Below are 20,005 nucleotides of genomic sequence, written 5' to 3'. Positions count from 1 at the left end.
TTGTACCACCGGCGGGCCTGAGGGCCTAGGATAACTGCGGGATATGAGTGTTTCTGCGGCTTCTAGAGCCAAATGGCGGAGAGGGTGGGATTCGAACCCACGGTACCCTTGCGGGTACTTCGGTTTTCGAGACCGACGCGTTCGACCACTCCGCCACCTCTCCGCAGTGCCCGCGGCAGCCTGTTCCGGGTGGTCGGCCCGGCCTGCCTGCGAAGCGGCGCGCACCATATACAAAGGGCTTGCGCCGTGCAAGCATCGGAATCGCGGGCGCATCCGCGTCGGATGGGGGAGTGTTCTCCCTGTGGGCGGGCAATTGGCCGTTGACAGGGCAAGCCAGCGGCGTATATTCCCGCGCCTCTGGGAACGGGTTCGGCCGCGTCCATATATATGGTCTGCGGCGGTCCCGTTGTTGTACTTGAAGGGTGGCCCCGGCCGGCGTGGCTCGTGTGGTATCCGGATCCTTTGAAAGAAGTGGTGGGTAACATGTTCGCAGTCATCCGCACCGGCGGGAAGCAGTACAAGGTCGCGGCCGGCGACGTCATCAAGGTCGAGAAGCTTGCGGGTGAGGCGGGCGCCACCCTGAAGCTGGACGAGGTTCTGATGGTCAGCGACGCGGGCACGACCACCGTCGGCACCCCGCTGGTCGCCAACGCCGCCGTGACCGCCGAGGTCGTGGCGCAGAGCCGCGGCCCGAAGATCATCATCTTCAAGAAGAAGCGCCGCCAGAACTACCGGCGCAAGAACGGCCACCGTCAGGACCTGACGGTGCTGCGCATCACCGGTATCGAGGCCTGAGGCGGCAACGCCCGGTCCTGACGCGCTTATACAAGGAGTTAGAACATGGCACATAAAAAGGCAGGCGGTTCGTCCCGCAACGGCCGCGATTCGGCCGGCCGTCGTCTTGGCGTGAAGCGTTTCGGCGGTGAGGAGGTCCTCTCCGGCAACATCATCGTCCGCCAGCGCGGCACGAAGTTCCATCCCGGCGCCAATGTCGGCCTGGGCAAGGACCACACGATCTTCGCGACCGCCGACGGCGCCGTGAAGTTCCACTCCGGTCTGAAGGGTCGCACCTATGTGTCGATCGTTCCGGCCAACGATGCCGAGACTCCGGCGGTCGCCGCCGAGTAAGTCTCTCCCCCTTCGCGGGGGGATACAGGGCTTCGCGATCGGGGGAGCGGGCAACCGCTTCCCCGTTTTGCGTTTCCAGACGATCTGATTTTCGGGCTCCTCTGCTGTTGGGATGGCGCCCTGTCTCTTGCGTGCGATACCGGTGACGCCATGAAATTCCTCGACCAGTGCAAGATCTTCGTGAAGAGCGGCGATGGCGGGCCGGGGGCGACCGCGTTTCACCGGGAGAAGTTCATCGAGTTCGGCGGCCCGGACGGCGGCAATGGCGGGCGCGGCGGCGACGTCATCGTCGAGGCGGTGGAGGGGCTGAATACCCTGATCGACTACCGCTACCAGCAGCACTTCAAGGCGCGGCGTGGCGGCCACGGCATGGGCAAGTCCCGTACCGGCGCCAAGGGCGAGGATATCGTCCTGCGCGTGCCCGTCGGCACCCAGGTGCTGGACGAGGACCAGGAGACGGTGCTGGCCGATTTCACCGAGGTGGGGCAGCGCGTGGTGCTGATGCGCGGCGGCGATGGCGGCTTCGGCAACGAGCATTTTAAGACCTCCACCAACCGCGCGCCCCGCAAGCACACCGACGGCTGGCCGGGGGAGGAACGCTGGATCTGGCTGCGGCTGAAGCTGATCGCGGATGCCGGGCTGGTCGGGCTGCCCAATGCGGGCAAGAGCACCTTCCTGGCCGCGGTGACGCGGGCGAAGCCGAAGATCGCGGACTATCCCTTCACCACCCTGACGCCCAATCTGGGCGTGGTGCGGGCCGGGGACCGGGAGTTCGTGATCGCCGACATCCCCGGCCTGATCGAAGGCGCGCATGAGGGGCATGGGCTGGGCACCCGCTTCCTGGGCCATGTGGAGCGCACCAACGTGCTGCTGCATCTGGTGGATGCCACGCAGGAGGATGTGCAGGCGGCCTACCGCACCATCCGCCGCGAGCTGAAGCTCTATGGCGGCGGGTTGGCGGACAAGCCGGAGATCATCGGGCTGAACAAGTGCGATGCGCTGACGCCGGAGGAGATCGAGGAAAAGCGGACCAAGCTGCGCCGCTCCGCCAAGAAGCCGGTGATGGTGCTGTCGGGCGCGGCCGGTACGGGCGTGCAGGAGGTGCTGTTCGAGCTGATGCGGCACATCGACGAGGCCCGCGATGCCGAGGCGGAGCCGGCGCGCGAGGCGGCCCGCATGGCGCGGTACTCGCCGATCGAGGAGTAGGATCAGGCCTGCTCCGTGAATGGATTCAGGGTTAGAACCCCGGTAGGCGCGAAATCGCCGACGTTCCGGGTGACGACCGTGAGCCCGTGCTCCAGGGCCGTTGCGGCGATGACGAGATCGATGCCCCGGTGCCCGATCCTGGCGGACAGGCGGCCCCAGCGGCGGGAAACCGCCAGATCCATGGGCAATATCCGATCCTGATGCAGGCGGAGAACCTGATCCAGCCACTTCCCCAGCCGTGCGGCGAAGGCTGGATCAATGCTCCGCTGCCGCTCGATCCCGCGCTCGATCTCCCCGATCGTCGCCGTGCTGACGAACATGTCCGTCGGCCGGGTTGCCGCCACCCAGGCGACCACGCCCGGGTTCTTCCGTGGATGACGGAAGTGGGACAGAACGTCGGTATCGACCAGGAACATCAGAACTCGACCTCGCGCGGCTTGAAGTCGAGCCCGTCGAAGGGGGGCGGATCGTCCTGCGTCGGCATAGCGAGCAGAAGCTCCGTGAAGCTTGGAGCCTTCTCCTTTTCAAGCCGCTTCAGCCGCTCATATTCGGATGCTTCGACCACGACCACGGCGGGGCGACCGTGCTTGGTGACGGTCTGGGCTTCCTTCCGGGCGGCCTCGACAACCGCACTGAAGCGGTTCTTTGCTTCCTGCACGGACCATACGGCCATGGGCGTCTTCCGTTCTGGCTAGATTACCTGTCCAGAATATGCGCCTTGCCGGTTCATCCATCAAGCAGCGGAGCGTCCCGCAGCTCTCACAATCCAGCAATGATCGTGCGCGTGTTGACCCTTGCTGCGCACGAAATGCATAACCGCCGGGTCCGACCCCGAACCGCTGGACCCTTCCCGTGACCACCGACGCCGTACAGACCCTTGCCGCCTCCCGCCGGCTGATCGTCAAGATCGGTTCCGCGCTGCTGGTCGATCCGGAGACGCACCGCATCCGCCAGGGATGGCTGGATACGGTGGCGGACGATGTGGCGGCGCTGAAGGCGCAGGGGATGGAGGTGGTGATCGTCACCTCCGGCGCCATCGCGGTGGGGCGGGAGCATCTGGGGCTCACCGGGCGGACGCTGCGGCTGGAGGAGAAGCAGGCGGCCGCGGCCACCGGCCAGATCCGGCTGGCCCACGCCTATCAGGAGACGCTGGCCCGCCACGGCATCACGGTGGCCCAGGTGCTGCTGACGCTGGACGATACCGAGAGCCGGCGGCGGCACCTCAATGGCCGCGCCACCATCGAGACGCTGCTGAAGCTGGGCGCGGTGCCGGTGATCAACGAGAACGACACCGTGGCGACGGCGGAGATCCGCTTCGGCGACAATGACCGGCTGGCCGCCCGCGTGGCCCAGATGATCAGCGCCGACACGCTGGTTCTGCTGTCCGACATCGACGGGCTCTATACCGCCGATCCGCGCAAGGACCCGGAGGCGAGGCACATCCCGCTGGTTCGCGAGATCACGGCGGAGATCAGCGGCATGGCCGGGGAGCCGCCGCCGGGCTACAGCAGCGGCGGCATGGTGACCAAGATCGCCGCCGGCCGCATCGCGCTGGGCGGCGGCTGCCGCATGGCCATCGCCCGCGGCAACCGGCCGAACCCGCTGGCAGCTTTAATGACCCCGCCGGAGCAGGGCGGGGCGCTCGCCACCTGGTTCCTGCCGGGGGCGGAGCCGCGCACGGCGCGCAAGCGCTGGATCGGCGGCAGCCTGAAGCCGCTGGGGGTGCTTACCGTCGATGCCGGAGCAGTGGCGGCCCTGGCGCGGGGCAGCAGCCTCCTGCCCGCCGGCCTGACGGGCGTGGAGGGGAACTTCGAGCGCGGCGATCTGGTGCTGGTCAGGGGACCCGACGGCCGGGAGGTCGCCCGCGGTCTGTCCGCCTATGGGGCGGACGATGCGCGTCTGATCCAGGGACGACAGAGCGCCGAGATCGAGGCCATCCTGGGCTATCACGGCCGGGATGAGATGATCCATCGCGATGATCTGGTGCTGAGTTAGCGGTATCGGGCCGCGGGCCGGGCGGGGCCGAGCTTACTCGGAGTTTCCGGGCTCCCGCACTGCGCCGGATCACTCGCCGTCCGGAGCCGATCCCGTCGGGGCAGCGCCGCCGCGTTCTTCCACCTGGTCCTGGCCGGGCAGGGGGCCTTGCGGGCTGCCGGCATCGGGCGGCGGCTCCACGCCGCTAGGCAGCTCGCCATAGGCCGGATCGGGCAGGCCTTCCGAGGGGGCATCGCCGTCGATCCCGGGATTGACGGGGACTTCCGTCGTCGTGGCCGTATCCTCCGGCTGTGTGCCGGTGGTCAATGGACTGCCCGAAAAGACACGATTCCCTTCCTCTTCTTCGGGCAGGATTACGGCTTCGGGCGGGGTTCCGTCGGGCCCTGGCCGGCCCGGAACGGTCGGAACGGGGGCGGGCGGAGGAGCTTCCTGGGGAGGCGGGGCCTCCTGCGCCAGGGCGGGCAGGGTCGGGGATGCCGCCAGCGCCAGCACGGCAAGAGCGGCGTACCCGCGGCGAAGGGGAGCGCGATGGTTCGTCATGAACCATCAACGGCGCTCGAAGGCCGCCGTTCCCGGCGGCCCGTCGATGTTCAACCGGCCCGGCGCAGCAGGAACAGGCCCTGTTCGCCGAACAGATTGGCCATGGCCGGCCCGACCGGCTTGCCGTCCCGGCCCAGCACCTCCGCCCGGTCGATGACGATGCCGCAGGCCCGGCACAGATCGTGGAAGTCCGCGATGGTGCAGAGATGGATGTTCGGCGTCTCCCACCATTCCCAGCGGAGCTGATCGGTGACCGGCATGCGCCCTTTCAGAAGCAGGTGCAGGCGCGGCTTCCAGTGACCGAAATTCGGGACGGACACCACCGCCTGCCGGCCGATCCGCACCAGATGCTCCAGCGCCTCGCGCGGGCGCTTCATGGCCTGGAGGGTCTGGGACAGGATGACGTAGTCGAAGCTTGCGTCCGGATAGTCCTTCAGGTCGGTGTCGGCATCGCCCTGGATCACCGGCAGCCCATGGGCCACGCTGGCACGGACGCCGTCCATGGACAGCTCCAGCCCGCGGCCATCGACATTCTTGCCATGGACCAGATGCTCCAGCAGTTCGCCGGTACCGCAGCCGACATCGAGGACGCGCGCGCCGGGCTCGATCCACTCGGCGATGCGGGCCAGGTCCGCGCGCAGCCCGCGGGAGGGGAGGATATTCGTCGGCGCCATGGCTCAGCCTACCTTCTCGGCCAGCCCGCGGTGGGCGGCGCAGCCATCCAGGAAGCCGCGGACGACCTGATACAGCTCCGGCACGTCCAGCAGGAAGGCGTCGTGGCCCTTGTCGGTCTCCACCTCCACGAAGCTGACATTCGCGGCGACGGCGTTCAGGGCGTGGACCACGGCCCGGCTCTCCGCCGTGGGGAACAGCCAGTCGCTGGAGAAGCTGACCAGGCAGAAGCGCACCGGCGTCGCTTTTGCTCCCACCCGGAAGGCATTGGCGAGCTGCCCGCCATGCTCCGCCGCCAGGTCGAAATAATCCATGGCGCGGGTGATGTAGAGGTAGGAGTTGGCGTCGAACCGCTCCACGAAGGTGATGCCCTGGTGGCGCAAGTAGCTTTCCACCTGGAAGTCGGCGTCGAAGCCGAAGGTCACCTGGGTGCGGTTCTGGAGGTTGCGCCCGAACTTCCGGTGCAGGGCCGGCTCCGACAAATAGGTGACGTGGGCCGTCATGCGGGCCACGGCCAGTCCGCGCGTCGGGCGGGTGCCCTGCTGGAGATAGGTGCCGCCGTTCCACTCCGGGTCGGCCATGATGGCCTGCCGCCCGATCTCATGGAAGGCGATGTTCTGGGCGGAGTGGCGGGCCGCCGTGGCGATGGGGACGGCGCAGAACACCCGCTCCGGATAGGCGGTGGCCCATTGCAGCACCTGCATTCCGCCCATGGAGCCGCCGATCACGCAGAAGAGCTGGTCGATGCCGAGATGGTCGATCAGCAGCTTCTGCGCCCGCACCATGTCGCCGATGGTGATGACAGGGAAAGACAGGCCCCAGGGTTCCCCGGTGCCAGGATTGATCTCCTTCGGCCCTTCGCTGCCCATGCAGCCGCCGATGACGTTCGAGCAGATGATGAAGTAGCGCGCCGGGTCGAGCGGCCGGCCCGGCCCCACCATCAGCTCCCACCATCCGGGCTTGCCGGTGACGGGATGGCGGTCGGCCACGAACTGGTCGCCGGTAAGGGCGTGGCAGATCAGAACCGCGTTCGACCTGTCGGCGTTGAGCGTGCCGTAGGTCTGGTATGCGATGCGGAAGCCGCCCAGCTCCACCCCGCTGTCCAGGCGCATGGGCGTGCCCTCCGCCAGAGTGATCTGGTGGCCGGGAAGCGGCTGCAAAGGCAGAGTTGGCGGGGCGCTGGGCGCGTTCATTTGATTGATCCGGATGACCCGTCGAAGCGGATGGCTAGAGCTAGAAAGGGGGTGCACCCAAGTCAACGTTTTCTTTGCTTTTCGCCGGCCCGGTCCTTACTACTATCCGCTCCCGTATGGACAGCCATCCGGCCCCGAATGCCCCCATCGCCTGAGAAGCTCGACGATCTCCGCAGTGAGATCGACAAGATAGACGACGCGCTGCATGATCTGCTGATGCGGCGCACGGAAATCGTGCTGGAGATCGGGGCGGCCAAGCAGCCGGGTCGCCCCTATTTCCGTCCCGGCCGCGAGGCGGAAATCCTGCGCCGGCTGGCGGCACGGCATGAGGGCGCCTTCCCGGTCGGCGCGTTGATGCGCATGTGGCGGGAGATGATGGCCGCCCTGACCCGCGTGCAGGGCGCATTCGCCGTGGCGGTCTGCGCGCCGGAAGACCAGCGCAGCATCTACTGGGACATCGCGCGCGACCATTACGGCAGCACCACGCCGATGATCGCCGCCAACACGCCCATGGCGGCGATGCGTTGCGTCTCGGACGGCACCGCTGCCATCGCCGTCGTGCCCTGGCCGGTGGAGGAGGAGGCGGACCCCTGGTGGCGCTATCTCTTCTCCACCGACCCGAAGACACCCCGCATCATCGCCCGCCTGCCCTTCGTCGCCCGCGGCTGGGAGGACGGGGATGCGCTGGCCCTTGCCGCCGTTCCGATGGAACAGACCGGGGACGACCGGACCCTGCTCGGCATCGAGCTGTCGGTTGACGTCAGCCGCGGCCGGCTGAAGGAAAGCCTGGAAGGCTGCGGTCTGGTGACGCTGCAGTTCCGCACCCATCATCTGGGCGGCGGCGCCGGGGCAGTGCATCTGGTAGAGGTGGAGGACTATGTCCCCGCCGATGATTCCCGATTGAACCTGCTGGCCGAAAGGCTGGGGGAAGGGTTGGTGCGCGTCCTGCCCGTCGGCGCCTATGCCAGACAGCTCGTTCCGCCCGACCTGCGCCGGGGCTGAGCTGCCGATCCGTTCGCCGTCAAGCCGCTTGCTGAAGTGAGAGCCGCCATGTCCGGTCCCGTTCCCAATCCAGGCATCCTGGACATTGCTCCCTATGTCGGCGGTGAGCACAGCGCCGCCGGCGCTGCTCGGCTGTACCGGCTGGCCTCCAACGAGGGGGCCCTGGGACCCAGCCCGAAGGCGGTTGCCGCCTATCAGACGCTGGCGCAGGAGATGCACCGCTATCCGGACGGCGGCGCCCATGTGCTGCGGGAGTCCATCGGTCGCCGCTTCGGCCTGGACCCCGCCCGCATCGTCTGCGGCGCCGGGTCGGACGAGCTGCTGCAACTCCTGACCAAGAGCTACGCCGGGCCGGGCACCGAGGTGCTGTACAGCCGGCACGGCTTCCTGATCTATCCCATCGCCGCCACTGGCGTCGGGGCCACCCCGGTGGCAGCGCCGGAGAAGAACCTGCGCGCCGATGTGGACGCGCTGCTAGAGCGGGTCAACGAGAAGACCCGGATCGTCTTCCTGGCGAACCCCAACAACCCTACCGGAACCTATCTGACCACGGCGGAGATCGAGCGGCTGCATGCCGGCCTGCCGGACCATGTGCTGCTGGTGATCGACGCCGCCTATGCGGAGTTCATCGACCTTCCCGACTACACGGCCGGGGCAGAGCTGGTGGACCGTTTCCCCAACGTGGTGATGACCCGCACCTTCTCGAAAATCTATGCGCTCGGCGGTCTTCGGCTGGGCTGGGCCTATTGCCCGCCGGCCGTGGCCGATGTGCTGAACCGGCTGCGCGGGCCGTTCAATGTGGGCGCTCCCGCGCTCGCGGCCGGCGCCGCCGCCGTCGAGGATGTGGAGTTCGAGACCCGCAGCCGCGAGCACAATACGATCTGGCGGGAGTGGTTCACCGCGCGGGCGCGGGAACTCGGCTACAGGGTCCATCCCAGCGTCGCCAACTTCGTGCTGGTGGATTTCGAAGGGCTGCCCGCAGGCAAGGCCGATGCCGAGGCGGCGCGCCAGTTCCTGAAATCCCGCGGCATCCTGGTCCGCCAGATGGGCGGTTACGGACTTCCCACCAACCTGCGCGTCACGATCGGCAAGCAGGACGAGATGGAGTTCGTGGTGGAGGCGCTGCGGGACTGGCTGCGCGGATAGGCCCCGCCGCTGACCCGTGGAAAAAGGGCGCCCCTGATTTCGTCCGGCCGGATGCGGGCCCGAGGGCCGCTGACCGGAGCTGAAACCAGGAGCGCTCCCGCGCCTGCTACTTCTTCGCCGCCAGCGCCTCCTTCAGGCCCGGCACGTAGTCCGCCCCCTCCGGCACCTGGAGGGACGCGCCCTGGAAGTCATCGCCTACCGGCTCATACCGCCCGCCGAGGCAGTGGGAGAGGAAGCCCTCCGCCACGGCATAGAAGCTGATCCGGTTCTCCGGCACGGCGAAGCCGTGGCCCTCATCAGGGTAGAGGACATAGGTGACCGGGATCTTGTTGGCCTTCATGGCCTCGACGATCTGGTCGCTTTCCGCCTGCTTCACCCGCGGGTCGTTGGTGCCCTGGGCGATCAGCAGGGGCGTCTGGATCTTGTCCACATAGGTCAGCGGAGAGCGCTCCGCCAGCAGGGCCTTGCCTTCCTCCGTCCGCGGGTCGCCGACGCGGCGGGCAAGCTGCTCGAAGAAGCTGGCCCAATAAGCGGGAACGCTGTTCAGCAGGGTGGCCAGATTGCTGGGGCCGACGATATCCACGCCACAGGCGAAGCGCTCGGGCGTGTTGGTGACTCCCCACAGCGTGGCGTAGCCGCCGTAGGAGCCGCCATAGATGGCGACCGTGTCCTTGGCCGTGATCTTCTGCGCGATGGCCCAGTCGACGGCGTCGATCAGGTCGTCATGCATTTCCCGGCCCCAGGCCTTGTCGCCGGCATTGGTGAATTCCTTGCCGAAGCCGGTGGAGCTGCGGAAGTTCACGCTCAGCACCGCATAACCGCGGTTGGCCAGCCACTGGTGCTCGCTGTTGTAGCCGAAGCTGTCCCTGGCCCACGGGCCGCCATGGACGTTGAGGACCATCGGCACCGGCCTGTCCGGAACGCCGTCTCCATCGGGGTCGGTTCCGGGCGGAAGGGACAGATAGCTCACCAGGGTCTTGCCATCGCGCGACTTGATCTCCCGCGCGTACATCGGCGCCAGCGTGTCGTCCTCCAGCTCCGGCCGGATCGTGAACAGCTTGTCCAGCTTGCGGGCCTCGCGGTCGTAGAGCCAGTAGGCGGCCGGCTCCGTCACCCGGTCGATCACAACGGTCCAGGTATCGTCCTCCAGGTCGCGGCTGGTGACGGCCCACTGGCCCTTGGCCTCCCGGTCCAAAAATTCGATGTCGGCTTTCAGCGCGTCGCCCAGCGGAACCCAACGGTCGGTCAGGTACTCCACATTGTAGGCCTGCACCTCGCCCGTGACCGGGTCATCCATGATGCCGCCGATATCGGCCTGATCGCTCTCCGCCAGCTTGGTGGTCTCGCCGGTCTTCAGGTCCAGCCGCATCAGCGCGGCCTTGTCCCGCCCGCGGGTGTCCACGGCATAGGCGTAGTCCGCGCCCTTGGGGATACCCAGGATGTTGGTGGACAGGGCGTCGTCCGGCCCGATCTCCGTAAGGGGGGCGGTCTTGCCGTCCGCCTCGATCCGCTCCACCACCATGCCGCCGTCGGGGCGCGGCTTCAGGGCAAGCCGGAGGTTCAGGTCGTGATCGGCGACGAACCCTGCATAGCCGTCATTCTCCCGCACCAGGGTCAGCTCGCCCGTCTTCAGGTTCAGCCGGTGGACATCGTGCCAACGCGGGTCGCGGTTGTTCAGGCCGACCAGGATCGCGTCATTCACCGCAGGGCTGATACCGACGAGCTGGACGCGGGTATTCTCGAAGGGCGTGTACTCACGGGTCTTCCCCTCCACGATGTCGACGCCGTAGAGCAGGAAATCCTCAGTCCCGCCCTTGTCCTGGACATAGAGGATCTGGCTGGAGTCGAGAGCCCAACTGTACTGGCGGACCGGACGCACCTTCTCCTGCGTGATCGGCTTCGCCTCGTCCATCTGACCAAGCGGGGCGACAAACACGTTCATGACACCGTCGCGCGGGGCCAGGAAGGCCAGCATCTTCCCATCCGGGCTGATCCGGGGGGCGCTCCTGCTGGGGTTGCCGAACAGCTCCTGCCGGGGGATCAACTCGGCCTTCACCTCCGGCGCGGTCGTGGCGGCGGATGCGGGCAGGGCGGCGGGCAGCAAGGCAACAGCCGCGGCAAAGGTCGCAAGGGTCAGTGCTTTCAAGGCGGTCCTCCGAATGGCGGGCGGGCGGCGGACAACCGCGCGCCCATTCATAAAGCCCGAGGGCGGCCGGGCCACAAGCGTGGCGAGTATAGACGCCCGCCCGAAGCTGCACAGGGCCAATCGCACGGGCGGGGTGCAACCACCCGGCTCTCTACTCGGGCCATACCAGCGGCGGCACCGTAGTCACCGCCATCGGGCCAAGGCTGAGGCGGTGATCCTGCAGCGTCACCGGCAGGCTGACCCGGCGGGTGCCATCCTCCCGCGGCTGGGCCAGGAACTCGATGAAGGGGCGGAGCTGCGCGGCCTGCTGGGGGGCCAGCAGGTCGGAGGCCACCAGCGCCTTGAGCAGGGCATCGGTCCCGCCCACCAGCAACGTTCCGGCGCCAATGGGCTGCAAGGAACCGTCCAGCGCCAGGGTGGCGTCGCCGCGCAGGGACAGCTCCCCCCAGTCGAGCGCCAGTCCCGTCATCTCCACGGTGCCGCCATCCTCGCTCCAGGCCCGCAGGTCCGCCGCCCGCGGGTTCGGCGGCAGGTCGCCGAGGATGGTCGCCGAAATCGCCGCCCGCTTGATCTCCGGCCCCAGCACGATGGCAATCGGATCGGTTGGATCGGGAAGAACAAGCCCGGACAGCTGCAGGCCCAGCGTGCCGAGCGGATCGGTATGCGTGGCCGGCGGAAGGGCGGGCAGGGTGGTCGCCAGCTCCGCCGTCGCGGCGTTCAGCGGCATGTCGGCGCCGGGCGGCGTGATGGTCAGTCTGGAAAGCGCCAGCGTCCCCTGCCGCACCCGTCCGAAAGTATCGAGGCCGGCTGTCCCGGTCGCACTCTCGGCGGCCAGGACCAGTGCGGATTCCGGCCCGGCGGGCAGCGAGACCCGGGGAGTTTCCATAACGGTCAGCCGCACATCCAGCGGATTCCAGGTATCGGCGGCGGCGGCGATCCCGGCGGCGCTCGCCTCGGTTCCGTCGGGCAACCGCAGCAGCGCATCGCGGGTGTTCACCGCAAGCTCCAACGGAAAGCCGCCGATGGACAGGTCGGTGTAGCTGACCATGGCGCCGCTGGCGCGCTGCGCCTCCACCCAGCGATCAATTCCGGCGCGGAGTTGCCAGGCCGCCGATGCCCACCAGGCTGTATAGGCCAGGACCAGCAACAGCACGAAGGCCAGGACGACAGACAAGGAGCGCAGGCGCATGATCGACCGATCGGAAGGGGAATGCACGGCAGTGAGCCACGGCGCGTTGCCGCGATCAAGGTGGCGTGGGGCTTCAGATCGGCAGCGAACCGGCTTAACACGCGTTCTCACGGATGGTGACCCATCCGTGAGCTTCAGACGCCAGCGCCGCTCCGCGGCTCAGCTTACGCCGCAGGGCGGCACGGCGGCAGTCGCCGCCGATAACAGCTCTCGATGAGTTGCCTTCATCGAGAGCTGTTATAAGCTGGAAGCATGAGCGACCTACCCAGCGACGACAGCCTGTCGGCTGCCCTTCCGGCCACCAAGCCCGACCCGTCCCCGATGGTCGAGCTGGGCCACCCGCCGGACATGCCGCTCTGGGTCTTCGCCTACGGCTCCCTGATGTGGAATCCGGGCTTCGCCCATGACCGCAGGACGGGCGGGATGCTGCATGGCTGGCATCGGGGCTTCTGCGTCTATTCCTGGCGTCACCGCGGCACGCCGGAGGTGCCGGGAGCGGTGCTGGGCCTGGACCGGGGCGGGGCCTGCCGGGGCATCCTGTACCGGGTTCCGCCGGAGGATCTGGAGGATGCCCTGGACTATCTGTGGGAGCGGGAGATGGTCAACCGCGTCTACAAGCCCCGCATGGTGAAGGTCGCGACCGACCAGGGTCCCGTACAGGCCCTGGCCTTCACGGTGGACCGTACCCATCGGCAATATTGCGGACGGCTTCCGCCGGAAGAGCTTGAGCAGCTTGTGCGGCAGGGCGTGGGGCAGAGCGGGAGGAGCGTGGATTATCTGCTCGGCCTGCTGGCCCACCTGCGTGAGCTGGGAATCCGCGACCACCGTCTGGAGCAACTGGCGAAAAGAGTAACGGCCTGAGCGGACATGGCATGCCGCCCAGGCCGTGCATCGGACACGCTGCCGGTCAGGAGACGTAGTCCATCTCCCGCGTCGACAGCGCATCACGTCCGCCGCCGCCGCTGTGGTTCGGGATCGAGCGCCTGCCGCCGCCATTGCCGTCGATCAGCGCCGCCTTGGCCGGGCAGCGGCCGTAATAGCCGCTGAGCGCCAGATAGGCGCCGCCCGCCAGCGCCAGCACATTCAGCAGCGGGTTCGGCCGGGGCGTCGCCGCCGCGGCCGCCAAGCCCAGGCCGCCGACGATGTAAAGACCGCGCTGGGTGGTCGAGAGATTCGGCTCGCCTCCGAACAGCGGCTCGAGCATCTCATTCATGTCGCTCATCATTTCCTCCTGGTCCGCCCGCTCGAACAGCATCCTGGGCCGAATGGTTCCGGCGGGCGGGCGTCAGGAGCATTTGCTGTAGCCGCAGTTGCCGCAGAGATCGCACCCCTCCTGCCGGACCAGGGTGGCCTGTCCGCAACGGGGGCACTGGGCCAGACGGGCTTCCGGCGGGCGGGTGCGGCCCTGCTGGGCGGGCGGCGCGGCGGCCTGGGCGGGGGAGGCGGGCGAGCCAAGGAAGGCGGCGCGGCGCGCATCCTCCTCCTGTCCAGCTACATCGCCGGCCCCCGGCAGGAAGCCGATGGCGATCATGTGCCGTTCGATCACTTCGCCGATGGCGGCCAGCAGGGAAGGGACGTAGCGCCCGCCGACCCAGTGCCCGCCGCGCGGGTCGAACACCGCCTTCAGCTCCTCCACCACGAAGGAGACGTCGCCGCCGCGGCGGAACACGGCGCTGATCATGCGGGTCAGCGCCACGGTCCAGGCATAATGCTCCATGTTCTTGGAGTTGATGAAGACCTCGAACGGCCGCCGCCGCCCGCCTTCCATCATGTCGTTCACGGTGATGTAGAGGGCGTGGTCGCTGTCCGGCCAGCGGACCTTGTAGGTCTGGCCCGGCAGCGCCTCCGGCCGCGCCAGGGGCTGTGTCATGTAGACGATGCTGCCGGCCGCCTTCTCCGGCGTGGCCGCGGCGGGAGGCGAAGCGGCTTCGGCCCTGGCTTCCGGCTTGGTGTCCTTCTTCACCGACAGGACGGAGCCGGTGACCGCGTTGGGGCGGTAGGTGGTGCAACCCTTGCAGCCCAGCTCGTAGGCCTGGAGATAAACGTCCTTGAACGCCTCGAAAGGCAGGTCCTCCGGGCAGTTGATGGTCTTGGAGATGGAGCTGTCGATGTATTTCTGGGCCGCCGCCTGCATCACCACATGGGCGCTGGGCGCCAAGCCCTGCGCATCCACGAAGGCGTCGGTCAGCGGCGTCTCCTCCCCGAACATCTCCCGGTACAGGCGGTAGGCGAAGTCCTGCACCAGCTCCGTCCGGCGCGATCCGTCCGGCATCAGCACGGCCCGCTCATACTCATAGGCGAAGACCGGCTCGATCCCGCTGGAGATGTTGTTGGCGAACAAGCTGATGGTGCCGGTGGGGGCGATGCTGGTCAGCAGGGCGTTGCGGATGCCGTGCCTGGCGATCAGGTCGCGAACCTCCTGCGGCAGTTTCTGGATCATGGGCCGGGACAGATACTCGTCCCGGTCGAACAGGGGGAAGGGGCCTTTCTCCGCCGCCAGCTCCGCACTGGTGCGATAGACCACGTCGCGGATGGTGCGCAGCCATGTCTCGGTCAGGCGCACGGCCATTTCGCTGCCGTAACGGACCCCGCACAGGATCAGCGCATTGGCCAGCCCGGTGACACCCAGACCAATGCGCCGCTTGGCCCTGGCCTCCGCCGCCTGCGCTACCAGCGGGAAGCGGCTGGCATCCACCACATTGTCCATCATGCGGATGGCCAGGGCTGTCACCCGCTCCAGCTCCGCCATGTCCAGCGCCGCCTGCGCCGTGAACGGCTCCCGCACCAGGGTGGAGAGGTTCACGGAGCCGAGCAGGCAGGCGCCGTAGGGGGGAAGCGGCTGCTCGCCGCAATTATGGACCATGAGGCCGTTGGCATCGAAGGCATTGACCCCGGGAATCTGGACGTCGAAGACCTCCTCCTCCCCGTCCGGCAGGATCTCCAGCACTTCGGCGGCGAAACGCTCCCGGTTCAGCTTGCGTTTATAGGTGGCCAGCGCCGTTTTCAGCCGGAAGGCCTTGTCCGTATCCGCAAAGCCGATGCGGTCCGCGAAGCGGGCCACATTCTCCCGCGCAATCACCAGTTCATGGTCGGCCGAGCACTCATATTCCTGATGCCCGCCCTTGCCGTCAGGCAGAACGCGACGGCCGGCTGGGCGACGGTCGGCGTAAATGGTGGAGATGATGCCGAGGCGTTGCAGCATGCGCTGCACCGCGCGCAGGCGGTCCAGGTCGCTTTGGCTCAGCCGCACGCTGATGCCTTTGGTCTGACTGCCCTGCACGCTGCCATCGGCGTCGAACAAGCCGCGGAGGAAGCCGATATGGAACGCGGAGGAGCTGCGCTCCATGGCGGGGGTGATGGCCTTGGCGCCAGGGCGGAGGCCGAGATCAAGGGCCAGCCGCTTCAGGGCTCCCGAGGCCAGACGATGCTCATTCCGGCCCGGAACGGCGATCCAGCCCTGGAAGTCGGCGCGGTGCGGCAGGCGCTTGGCACAGTCCAGCGCCACAGCCATCACCGCCTCCGGCCCGGAGGGCAGGCCGCCATTGACGGCGATTGCCGGCGTCCAGACCGAGAGCACGGCCTTGTCCTGCTTGAGGGTGCCGTCGCCCACCAGCAGGCCTATCAGATATCCCTCTCCCTCGCCCAGCGGACCTTGCCAGGACAGGGGGCCATGGTCATGAAGGCGTATCAGGTCTCCCGGTTTCAGATCGCCCAGGGTCGTCCACTCCTCCGCCTGCTGGTAGCGGGTGCGGGCCGCGATCCGACGGATGGGGTGGCAGGCGGTCGCCCGCAGCTCCAGCCCTTCCCGTGTGCGCAGACGGTAGACCGGCTTGACGCCGGTGGAGAAAAACCCCTCAGGGCCGGACGGGTAAGGGGCTCCATCCACAATCGCCGTGAAGCCGGTGCCCACCACTTCTCCGGCCTGGCGCGGCCCGGCGGTGGTCATGACCCAACTGTCCGCCGTGATGCAGGGGTTGGTCGCCGATATGCTCTCGCAATAGGCGAGGTTGTTTTCCGCGTTGATGCGGTCGATGAAGATCACGCCGGGTTCGGCGTAGTCGTAGGTGGCCCGCATGATGCGGTCCCAGAGGTCGCGGGCGCGGACGGTGCGGCAGGTCCTGCCGCCGAAGACCAGGGGCCAGTCGCGATCCTCCTTCACCGCCGCCATGAAGGCGTCGGTGACCAGGACGGACAGGTTGAACATGCGCAGCCGGCCGGGCTCGCGCTTGGCGTCGATGAACAGCTCGATGTCGGGGTGGTCGCAGCGGAGCGTGGCCATCATGGCGCCGCGGCGGCTGCCGGCACTCATGATGGTGCGGCACATGGCGTCCCAGACATCCATGAAGCTGACCGGGCCGGAGGCGTCGCTGCCCACGCCCGCCACCGCCGCCCCCTTGGGCCGCAGGGTGGAGAAGTCGTAGCCGATGCCGCCGCCCTGCTGCATGGTCAGGGCGGCTTCGCGCAGATGGTCGAAGATGCCGCCCATGTCGTCGGGCACCGTGCCCATGACGAAGCAGTTGAACAGGGTGACGCTGCGGCCGGTGCCGCTGCCGGCAAGGATGCGGCCGGCGGGCAGGAAGCGGAAATCCCGGAGCGCCGTCAGGAACCGGTCGCGCCAGAGATCGGGGTCCCGTTCAGGCGCGGCGAGGGCGGTGGCGACGCGGGCCCATGTCTCCTCCACCGTACGGTCCACGGGCTGGCCGTCGGGCTGGGTGAAGCGGTACTTCATCTCCCAGATCTGGCGGGAGATGGGTGCCAGGCTGTCCATTCGGCCGCCTCCGCTCTTCTCTCGGTCCGCGCTGGATACCGCGGCACAACATGTTGAGAGTAAGAACGGCAACGCTCGCAATCAAGCCGGGGTTCCGTGAACGTTCCAGGGCGGCGCTGGAAAGCAGCGCCTGTCAGGCCAAGACGGCCCGGGGCGGCTGCTCGACCGGGGGGATGGTAGCCGGTCCTCCGACCGCCGTGACCAGCCTGTCGGTGGCGGGCTCCAGCGCGGACTCCAGTCGCGCCATGGCCTCCTCCCGCGGCAGGCCGGGCGGGATGGGCGGCAGGAACTCCACCGTGATGGTGCCGGGGCGGCGGATGAAGGTGCGGCGGCCCCAGAACATCCCGGAATTCAGCGCCATGGGCACGATTGGCACGCTCAATTGCTCATACAGCGCGACGATGCCGATCTTGTAGGGGCGGTACTCGCCGGGGGCGGTGCGGGTGCCCTGGGGGAAGATCACGATGGGCCGGCTCTCCTCACAGACCCGGCGGGCGCCGGCCACCATGGAGGCGATGGCGGAGCCGCGCTTGCCTCGGCGCACGGCGATCATGCGGGCCTTGGCGGCGTACCAGCCCCAGATCGGGATGAACAGCAGTTCCCATTTCAGGATGATGGCCGGGTCGCCCAGGATCAGATGGATCTTCATCGTCTCCCACATGGACTGGTGCTTGGCCCCGACCAGATAGCAGCCCTCCTTCGGCAGATGCTCCAGCCCCTTCACCTCGTAGCGCAGCCCGATGATGGTCCGCTCCAGCCAGTAGAGCGTGCGCATGTACCATTTCACCACCTCGACCATGCCGCGCCGGGGCAGCAGCAGCATCCACAGCAGCCCGAAGCAGCAGATCGTCGTCCAGATGTAAAAGGCCGTATTGAACAGGATGGAGCGCAGGGTCAGCATGAGGCCGTGCCGTGTGGTCATGCGCGACAGGCAGTCGCAAGGAGTCCTGAATAGCCGCCGGAAGGCCGGCCTGTCCAGACGAGGAACCGCTCCGGGGGCCGACCGGTTGAACCCTGCATCGACCCGTGACGATCAGGAGCTTCGAATGACTTCCCAGGCCCCACAGAAGCCCGGCCCCGGGGGCATGGCGAATGACGCCAAGGACCCGACCCAGCAGATGCCGCCCAACCTGGAGGCCGGCGGCTCGGAGGAGCAGCGCATTCGCGAGCAGCAGCACACCGGCAACCACCAGAAGCCCGGCGATGAGGCCCGCGGCGCGGATGTGCGCGGCGGCACGCGCGCTGGCGCGGAGAATGTCGAGCCCACCGGCAAGCCCGAACCCAAGGACGGGCGCGTGACCGGCTGACAGCCTGTCAGCCCTCGGCGGAGGGGGCGGCCATTGGGCCGGGCGGAGGGGTTTCCGCCGGTCCGGGCGCCTCTCCCTCCGGCGGCGACTCCCGCGGTCCGAGCAGTATGGCCCGGAGCGAGGCGAGCAGGAACTTCGTATATTCGCTGACGATCAGCTCGGCCGTGCCGGGCCAGAAGTACCAGTGATCCAGCCGCACATTGGGCGGAGCCACGGGATGGGCCACGATCTCCGCCTCCGGCAGGGCCCGTCGGAACTCCACAAGGCTGCGCGGCATGTGGTAATTGGCAGTTACGAGGCGGAGCGACGTGAACCCCTCCGTCCGCATCCAGCGGGCGGTCTCCAGCGCATTCCCCTCCGTATCCGCCGCGTCGTGGCCCAGCACGATGCAGCATTCCAGCTCAGCGGGAACCTGCCGGCCCATGCGCAGCAGCTCCCGCACGTCCACGCCGCGGTAGACGCCGGAGATGAAGAGCTTGTCCGCCTTGTCGGCGGCGAGCAGATCGAAGCCGACGGCCAGACGCTCGCTGCCGCCGGTCAGCACGACGATGGCCTGGGTGCGCCGCCCTTCCGGCGCAGCCGGGGCCCGATCCAGCCGGGAGGCGAAGGCGGCCAGACCGGCCAGCCAGCCGAGGGTCAGCAGCGCCAGGCCGAGGAGCAGTGGCCTCAACGGCCCGCGGCTGGTCAGAAGGCGGAAGCGGCCGGAGCTGGGCATCAGGGCAACCGGCCGAGAGCGCGGAGAACGGTGATCCGGGCGGTGGCCGCTGCCAGAAGCGCCGCCGCCGCCGGTACGACCAGCAGCATGGCCCATTGGATAGCGGCCAACTCCAGGTCGGGCAGCAGTGCCGCCTGCATCCCCGCCGCCGCCCGGTCCATCGCCGCCAGCGTGCCCAAGGCGAGCAGCGCGCCGGCGCCGCCGCCCACCAGCGCCAGCCGCAGCATATGACGTTGGAACTGGCCGGCCACATAGCCGTCGCTGGCGCCGAGGACATGCAGAAGCTCGACCTCCGACCGGTGCACGGCGAAGCCGGCGCTGGCCGCGAAGACCACGGCCGCGACGGCAACGGCCCCGATCAGCCCCACCACCAGCACGGCCACCCATTGCACAGTGCCGGCGAGCCGGCGCAGATCGGCCAGCCATGTTCCAGGGTCTTCCACGCTGACGGCCGGGAATGTGGACTGTACCCGGTCCCGGATGCCGGCGACGTCGGCGCCGTCCTCCAACCCCACCTCGATCAGCGCCGGGACCGGCAACTCGGCCACCAGCGCGCTATCGCCCAGCCATGGCTCCACCAGGGCAAGCGCCTCCTCCCGCGGGACCGGGCGCACGGCCTCCACGCCGGGCAAGGTCTCCAGCAGGCGCTGCACCTGTTCCGTGCGGGTCTGGAGCGAGCCCGCGGCGGCATCGGGCAGGGGGCTGACCTGGATGGTCAGGCTGTCCGACAGGCCGGTGTCCCAGCGCTGCGCCAGTCCGGACAGCACCATGCTGGCGGCCAGCGCCAGGGTGGCCAGATAGACCATCAGGGCAATGATCCAGGGCAGGAAACGGCCCGTGGCGTCGCGCTTCAGGGGGATGTCGTAGTGACCGCGTCGGCTCATGATGGAAACAGGCTGTCGGATCGTGGGCTGACGGGTGGTGCGACCGGGGGCACAGGTGCCGCTCACCGTGTCGGGTTACCCCCTAGAAATCGCACGACCGGCATGGCTGCGTCC

General features: G+C 68.3%; 20 protein-coding genes and 1 tRNA gene. 8 read left to right on the top strand and 13 right to left on the bottom strand.

Annotation, left to right across the window (positions count from 1 at the left end):
- Positions 1 to 73: 73 nt before the first annotated feature.
- Positions 74 to 163: transfer RNA gene (locus tag DOL89_RS09520), tRNA-Ser, on the bottom strand.
- 320 nt (positions 164 to 483) lie between these two features.
- On the opposite strand from DOL89_RS09520, the gene rplU reads away from it, so the two are divergent.
- The 3 genes from rplU (at position 484) to obgE (ending at position 2,334) form a co-directional block, all read left to right on the top strand.
- A complete protein-coding gene (gene rplU / locus DOL89_RS09515; RefSeq protein ID WP_119678930.1) occupies positions 484 to 795 on the top strand; it encodes a 50S ribosomal protein L21 in 312 nt (103 codons plus the stop codon).
- A 45-nt stretch (positions 796 to 840) separates the two neighbouring features.
- Positions 841 to 1,128 (top strand): 50S ribosomal protein L27, encoded by a 288-nt coding sequence (gene rpmA / locus DOL89_RS09510; protein WP_119678929.1) that lies wholly within the window; start codon positions 841 to 843, stop codon positions 1,126 to 1,128.
- 150 nt (positions 1,129 to 1,278) lie between these two features.
- Positions 1,279 to 2,334, top strand: coding sequence for a GTPase ObgE (gene obgE / locus DOL89_RS09505; protein WP_119678928.1), 1,056 nt, complete (start codon positions 1,279 to 1,281; stop codon positions 2,332 to 2,334).
- A 2-nt stretch (positions 2,335 to 2,336) separates the two neighbouring features.
- Here obgE and DOL89_RS09500 read toward each other — a convergent pair whose 3' ends face one another.
- Together DOL89_RS09500 and DOL89_RS09495 are read right to left on the bottom strand one after the other, a co-directional pair.
- Positions 2,337 to 2,750, bottom strand: a complete 414-nt coding sequence (locus tag DOL89_RS09500) for a type II toxin-antitoxin system VapC family toxin (RefSeq protein WP_119678927.1) — start codon at positions 2,748 to 2,750, stop codon at positions 2,337 to 2,339.
- Positions 2,750 to 3,007, bottom strand: coding sequence for a type II toxin-antitoxin system Phd/YefM family antitoxin (locus DOL89_RS09495; protein ID WP_119678926.1), 258 nt, complete (start codon positions 3,005 to 3,007; stop codon positions 2,750 to 2,752). Before DOL89_RS09495 ends, DOL89_RS09500 begins: the two co-directional genes overlap by 1 nt.
- A 179-nt stretch (positions 3,008 to 3,186) precedes the next feature.
- On the opposite strand from DOL89_RS09495, the gene proB reads away from it, so the two are divergent.
- Positions 3,187 to 4,329 (top strand): glutamate 5-kinase, encoded by a 1,143-nt coding sequence (gene proB / locus DOL89_RS09490; RefSeq protein WP_119678925.1) that lies wholly within the window; start codon positions 3,187 to 3,189, stop codon positions 4,327 to 4,329.
- Positions 4,330 to 4,398: 69 nt separating this feature from the next.
- On the opposite strand, the gene DOL89_RS24830 is transcribed toward proB, so the two are convergent.
- From DOL89_RS24830 to metX, 3 genes are read right to left on the bottom strand one after another with little or no spacing between them, the layout of a single operon-like run.
- Positions 4,399 to 4,869: a hypothetical protein gene (locus DOL89_RS24830; RefSeq protein ID WP_162937422.1), complete on the bottom strand. Its 471-nt coding sequence runs from the start codon at positions 4,867 to 4,869 to the stop codon at positions 4,399 to 4,401.
- Positions 4,870 to 4,919: 50 nt separating this feature from the next.
- Positions 4,920 to 5,543, bottom strand: coding sequence for a methionine biosynthesis protein MetW (gene metW, locus DOL89_RS09480; protein WP_119678923.1), 624 nt, complete (start codon positions 5,541 to 5,543; stop codon positions 4,920 to 4,922).
- Between the two features lie 3 nt (positions 5,544 to 5,546).
- Positions 5,547 to 6,734: a homoserine O-acetyltransferase MetX gene (gene metX / locus DOL89_RS09475; protein ID WP_119678922.1), complete on the bottom strand. Its 1,188-nt coding sequence runs from the start codon at positions 6,732 to 6,734 to the stop codon at positions 5,547 to 5,549.
- Between the two features lie 138 nt (positions 6,735 to 6,872).
- Between metX and DOL89_RS09470 the strand changes: the two genes are divergently transcribed.
- Both DOL89_RS09470 and hisC read left to right on the top strand, forming a co-directional pair.
- Positions 6,873 to 7,736, top strand: coding sequence for a chorismate mutase (locus tag DOL89_RS09470; protein WP_119678921.1), 864 nt, complete (start codon positions 6,873 to 6,875; stop codon positions 7,734 to 7,736).
- A 48-nt stretch (positions 7,737 to 7,784) separates the two neighbouring features.
- The gene (hisC, locus tag DOL89_RS09465) at positions 7,785 to 8,882 is read left to right on the top strand and encodes a histidinol-phosphate transaminase (RefSeq protein ID WP_119678920.1); all 1,098 of its coding nucleotides are present in this window, start codon (positions 7,785 to 7,787) and stop codon (positions 8,880 to 8,882) included.
- Between the two features lie 106 nt (positions 8,883 to 8,988).
- On the opposite strand, the gene DOL89_RS09460 is transcribed toward hisC, so the two are convergent.
- Together DOL89_RS09460 and DOL89_RS09455 are read right to left on the bottom strand one after the other, a co-directional pair.
- Complete coding sequence (locus DOL89_RS09460) at positions 8,989 to 11,028, bottom strand: S9 family peptidase (RefSeq protein ID WP_225889751.1); 2,040 nt, start codon at positions 11,026 to 11,028, stop codon at positions 8,989 to 8,991.
- A 151-nt stretch (positions 11,029 to 11,179) separates the two neighbouring features.
- Positions 11,180 to 12,217 carry a DUF2125 domain-containing protein gene (locus tag DOL89_RS09455; RefSeq protein WP_119678918.1) on the bottom strand — a complete coding sequence of 346 codons (1,038 nt, stop codon included), beginning with the start codon at positions 12,215 to 12,217 and terminating at the stop codon, positions 11,180 to 11,182.
- Positions 12,218 to 12,469: 252 nt separating this feature from the next.
- On the opposite strand from DOL89_RS09455, the gene DOL89_RS09450 reads away from it, so the two are divergent.
- Positions 12,470 to 13,078, top strand: coding sequence for a gamma-glutamylcyclotransferase (locus DOL89_RS09450; RefSeq protein WP_205574556.1), 609 nt, complete (start codon positions 12,470 to 12,472; stop codon positions 13,076 to 13,078).
- A gap of 46 nt (positions 13,079 to 13,124) precedes the next feature.
- On the opposite strand, the gene DOL89_RS09445 is transcribed toward DOL89_RS09450, so the two are convergent.
- From DOL89_RS09445 to DOL89_RS09435, 3 genes are all read right to left on the bottom strand, one after another.
- The gene (locus DOL89_RS09445) at positions 13,125 to 13,439 is read right to left on the bottom strand and encodes a YgaP-like transmembrane domain (RefSeq protein WP_205574555.1); all 315 of its coding nucleotides are present in this window, start codon (positions 13,437 to 13,439) and stop codon (positions 13,125 to 13,127) included.
- A gap of 63 nt (positions 13,440 to 13,502) precedes the next feature.
- Entirely contained in the window at positions 13,503 to 16,985 is a 3,483-nt protein-coding gene (locus DOL89_RS09440; RefSeq protein ID WP_119678917.1) for an LAGLIDADG family homing endonuclease, read from the bottom strand.
- Between the two features lie 133 nt (positions 16,986 to 17,118).
- Complete coding sequence (locus DOL89_RS09435) at positions 17,119 to 17,907, bottom strand: lysophospholipid acyltransferase family protein (protein WP_225889750.1); 789 nt, start codon at positions 17,905 to 17,907, stop codon at positions 17,119 to 17,121.
- Between the two features lie 124 nt (positions 17,908 to 18,031).
- On the opposite strand from DOL89_RS09435, the gene DOL89_RS09430 reads away from it, so the two are divergent.
- Positions 18,032 to 18,292, top strand: coding sequence for a hypothetical protein (locus DOL89_RS09430; protein WP_225889749.1), 261 nt, complete (start codon positions 18,032 to 18,034; stop codon positions 18,290 to 18,292).
- 7 nt (positions 18,293 to 18,299) lie between these two features.
- Here the strand turns inward: DOL89_RS09430 and DOL89_RS09425 are convergent, their stop codons facing one another.
- Together DOL89_RS09425 and DOL89_RS09420 are read right to left on the bottom strand one after the other, a co-directional pair.
- Positions 18,300 to 19,007 (bottom strand): YdcF family protein, encoded by a 708-nt coding sequence (locus tag DOL89_RS09425; protein WP_119678916.1) that lies wholly within the window; start codon positions 19,005 to 19,007, stop codon positions 18,300 to 18,302.
- Positions 19,007 to 19,891: a cell division protein FtsX gene (locus DOL89_RS09420; RefSeq protein WP_119678915.1), complete on the bottom strand. Its 885-nt coding sequence runs from the start codon at positions 19,889 to 19,891 to the stop codon at positions 19,007 to 19,009. The genes DOL89_RS09425 and DOL89_RS09420 overlap by 1 nt, the downstream gene beginning before the upstream one ends.
- Between the last annotated feature and the right edge of the window lie 114 nt (positions 19,892 to 20,005).

Origin of the sequence: Indioceanicola profundi (genome assembly GCF_003568845.1) — a bacterium.
GTDB classification, from domain to species: Bacteria; Pseudomonadota; Alphaproteobacteria; order Azospirillales; family Azospirillaceae; genus Indioceanicola; species Indioceanicola profundi.
This window is presented reverse-complemented; position numbering and strand designations above follow the sequence as displayed.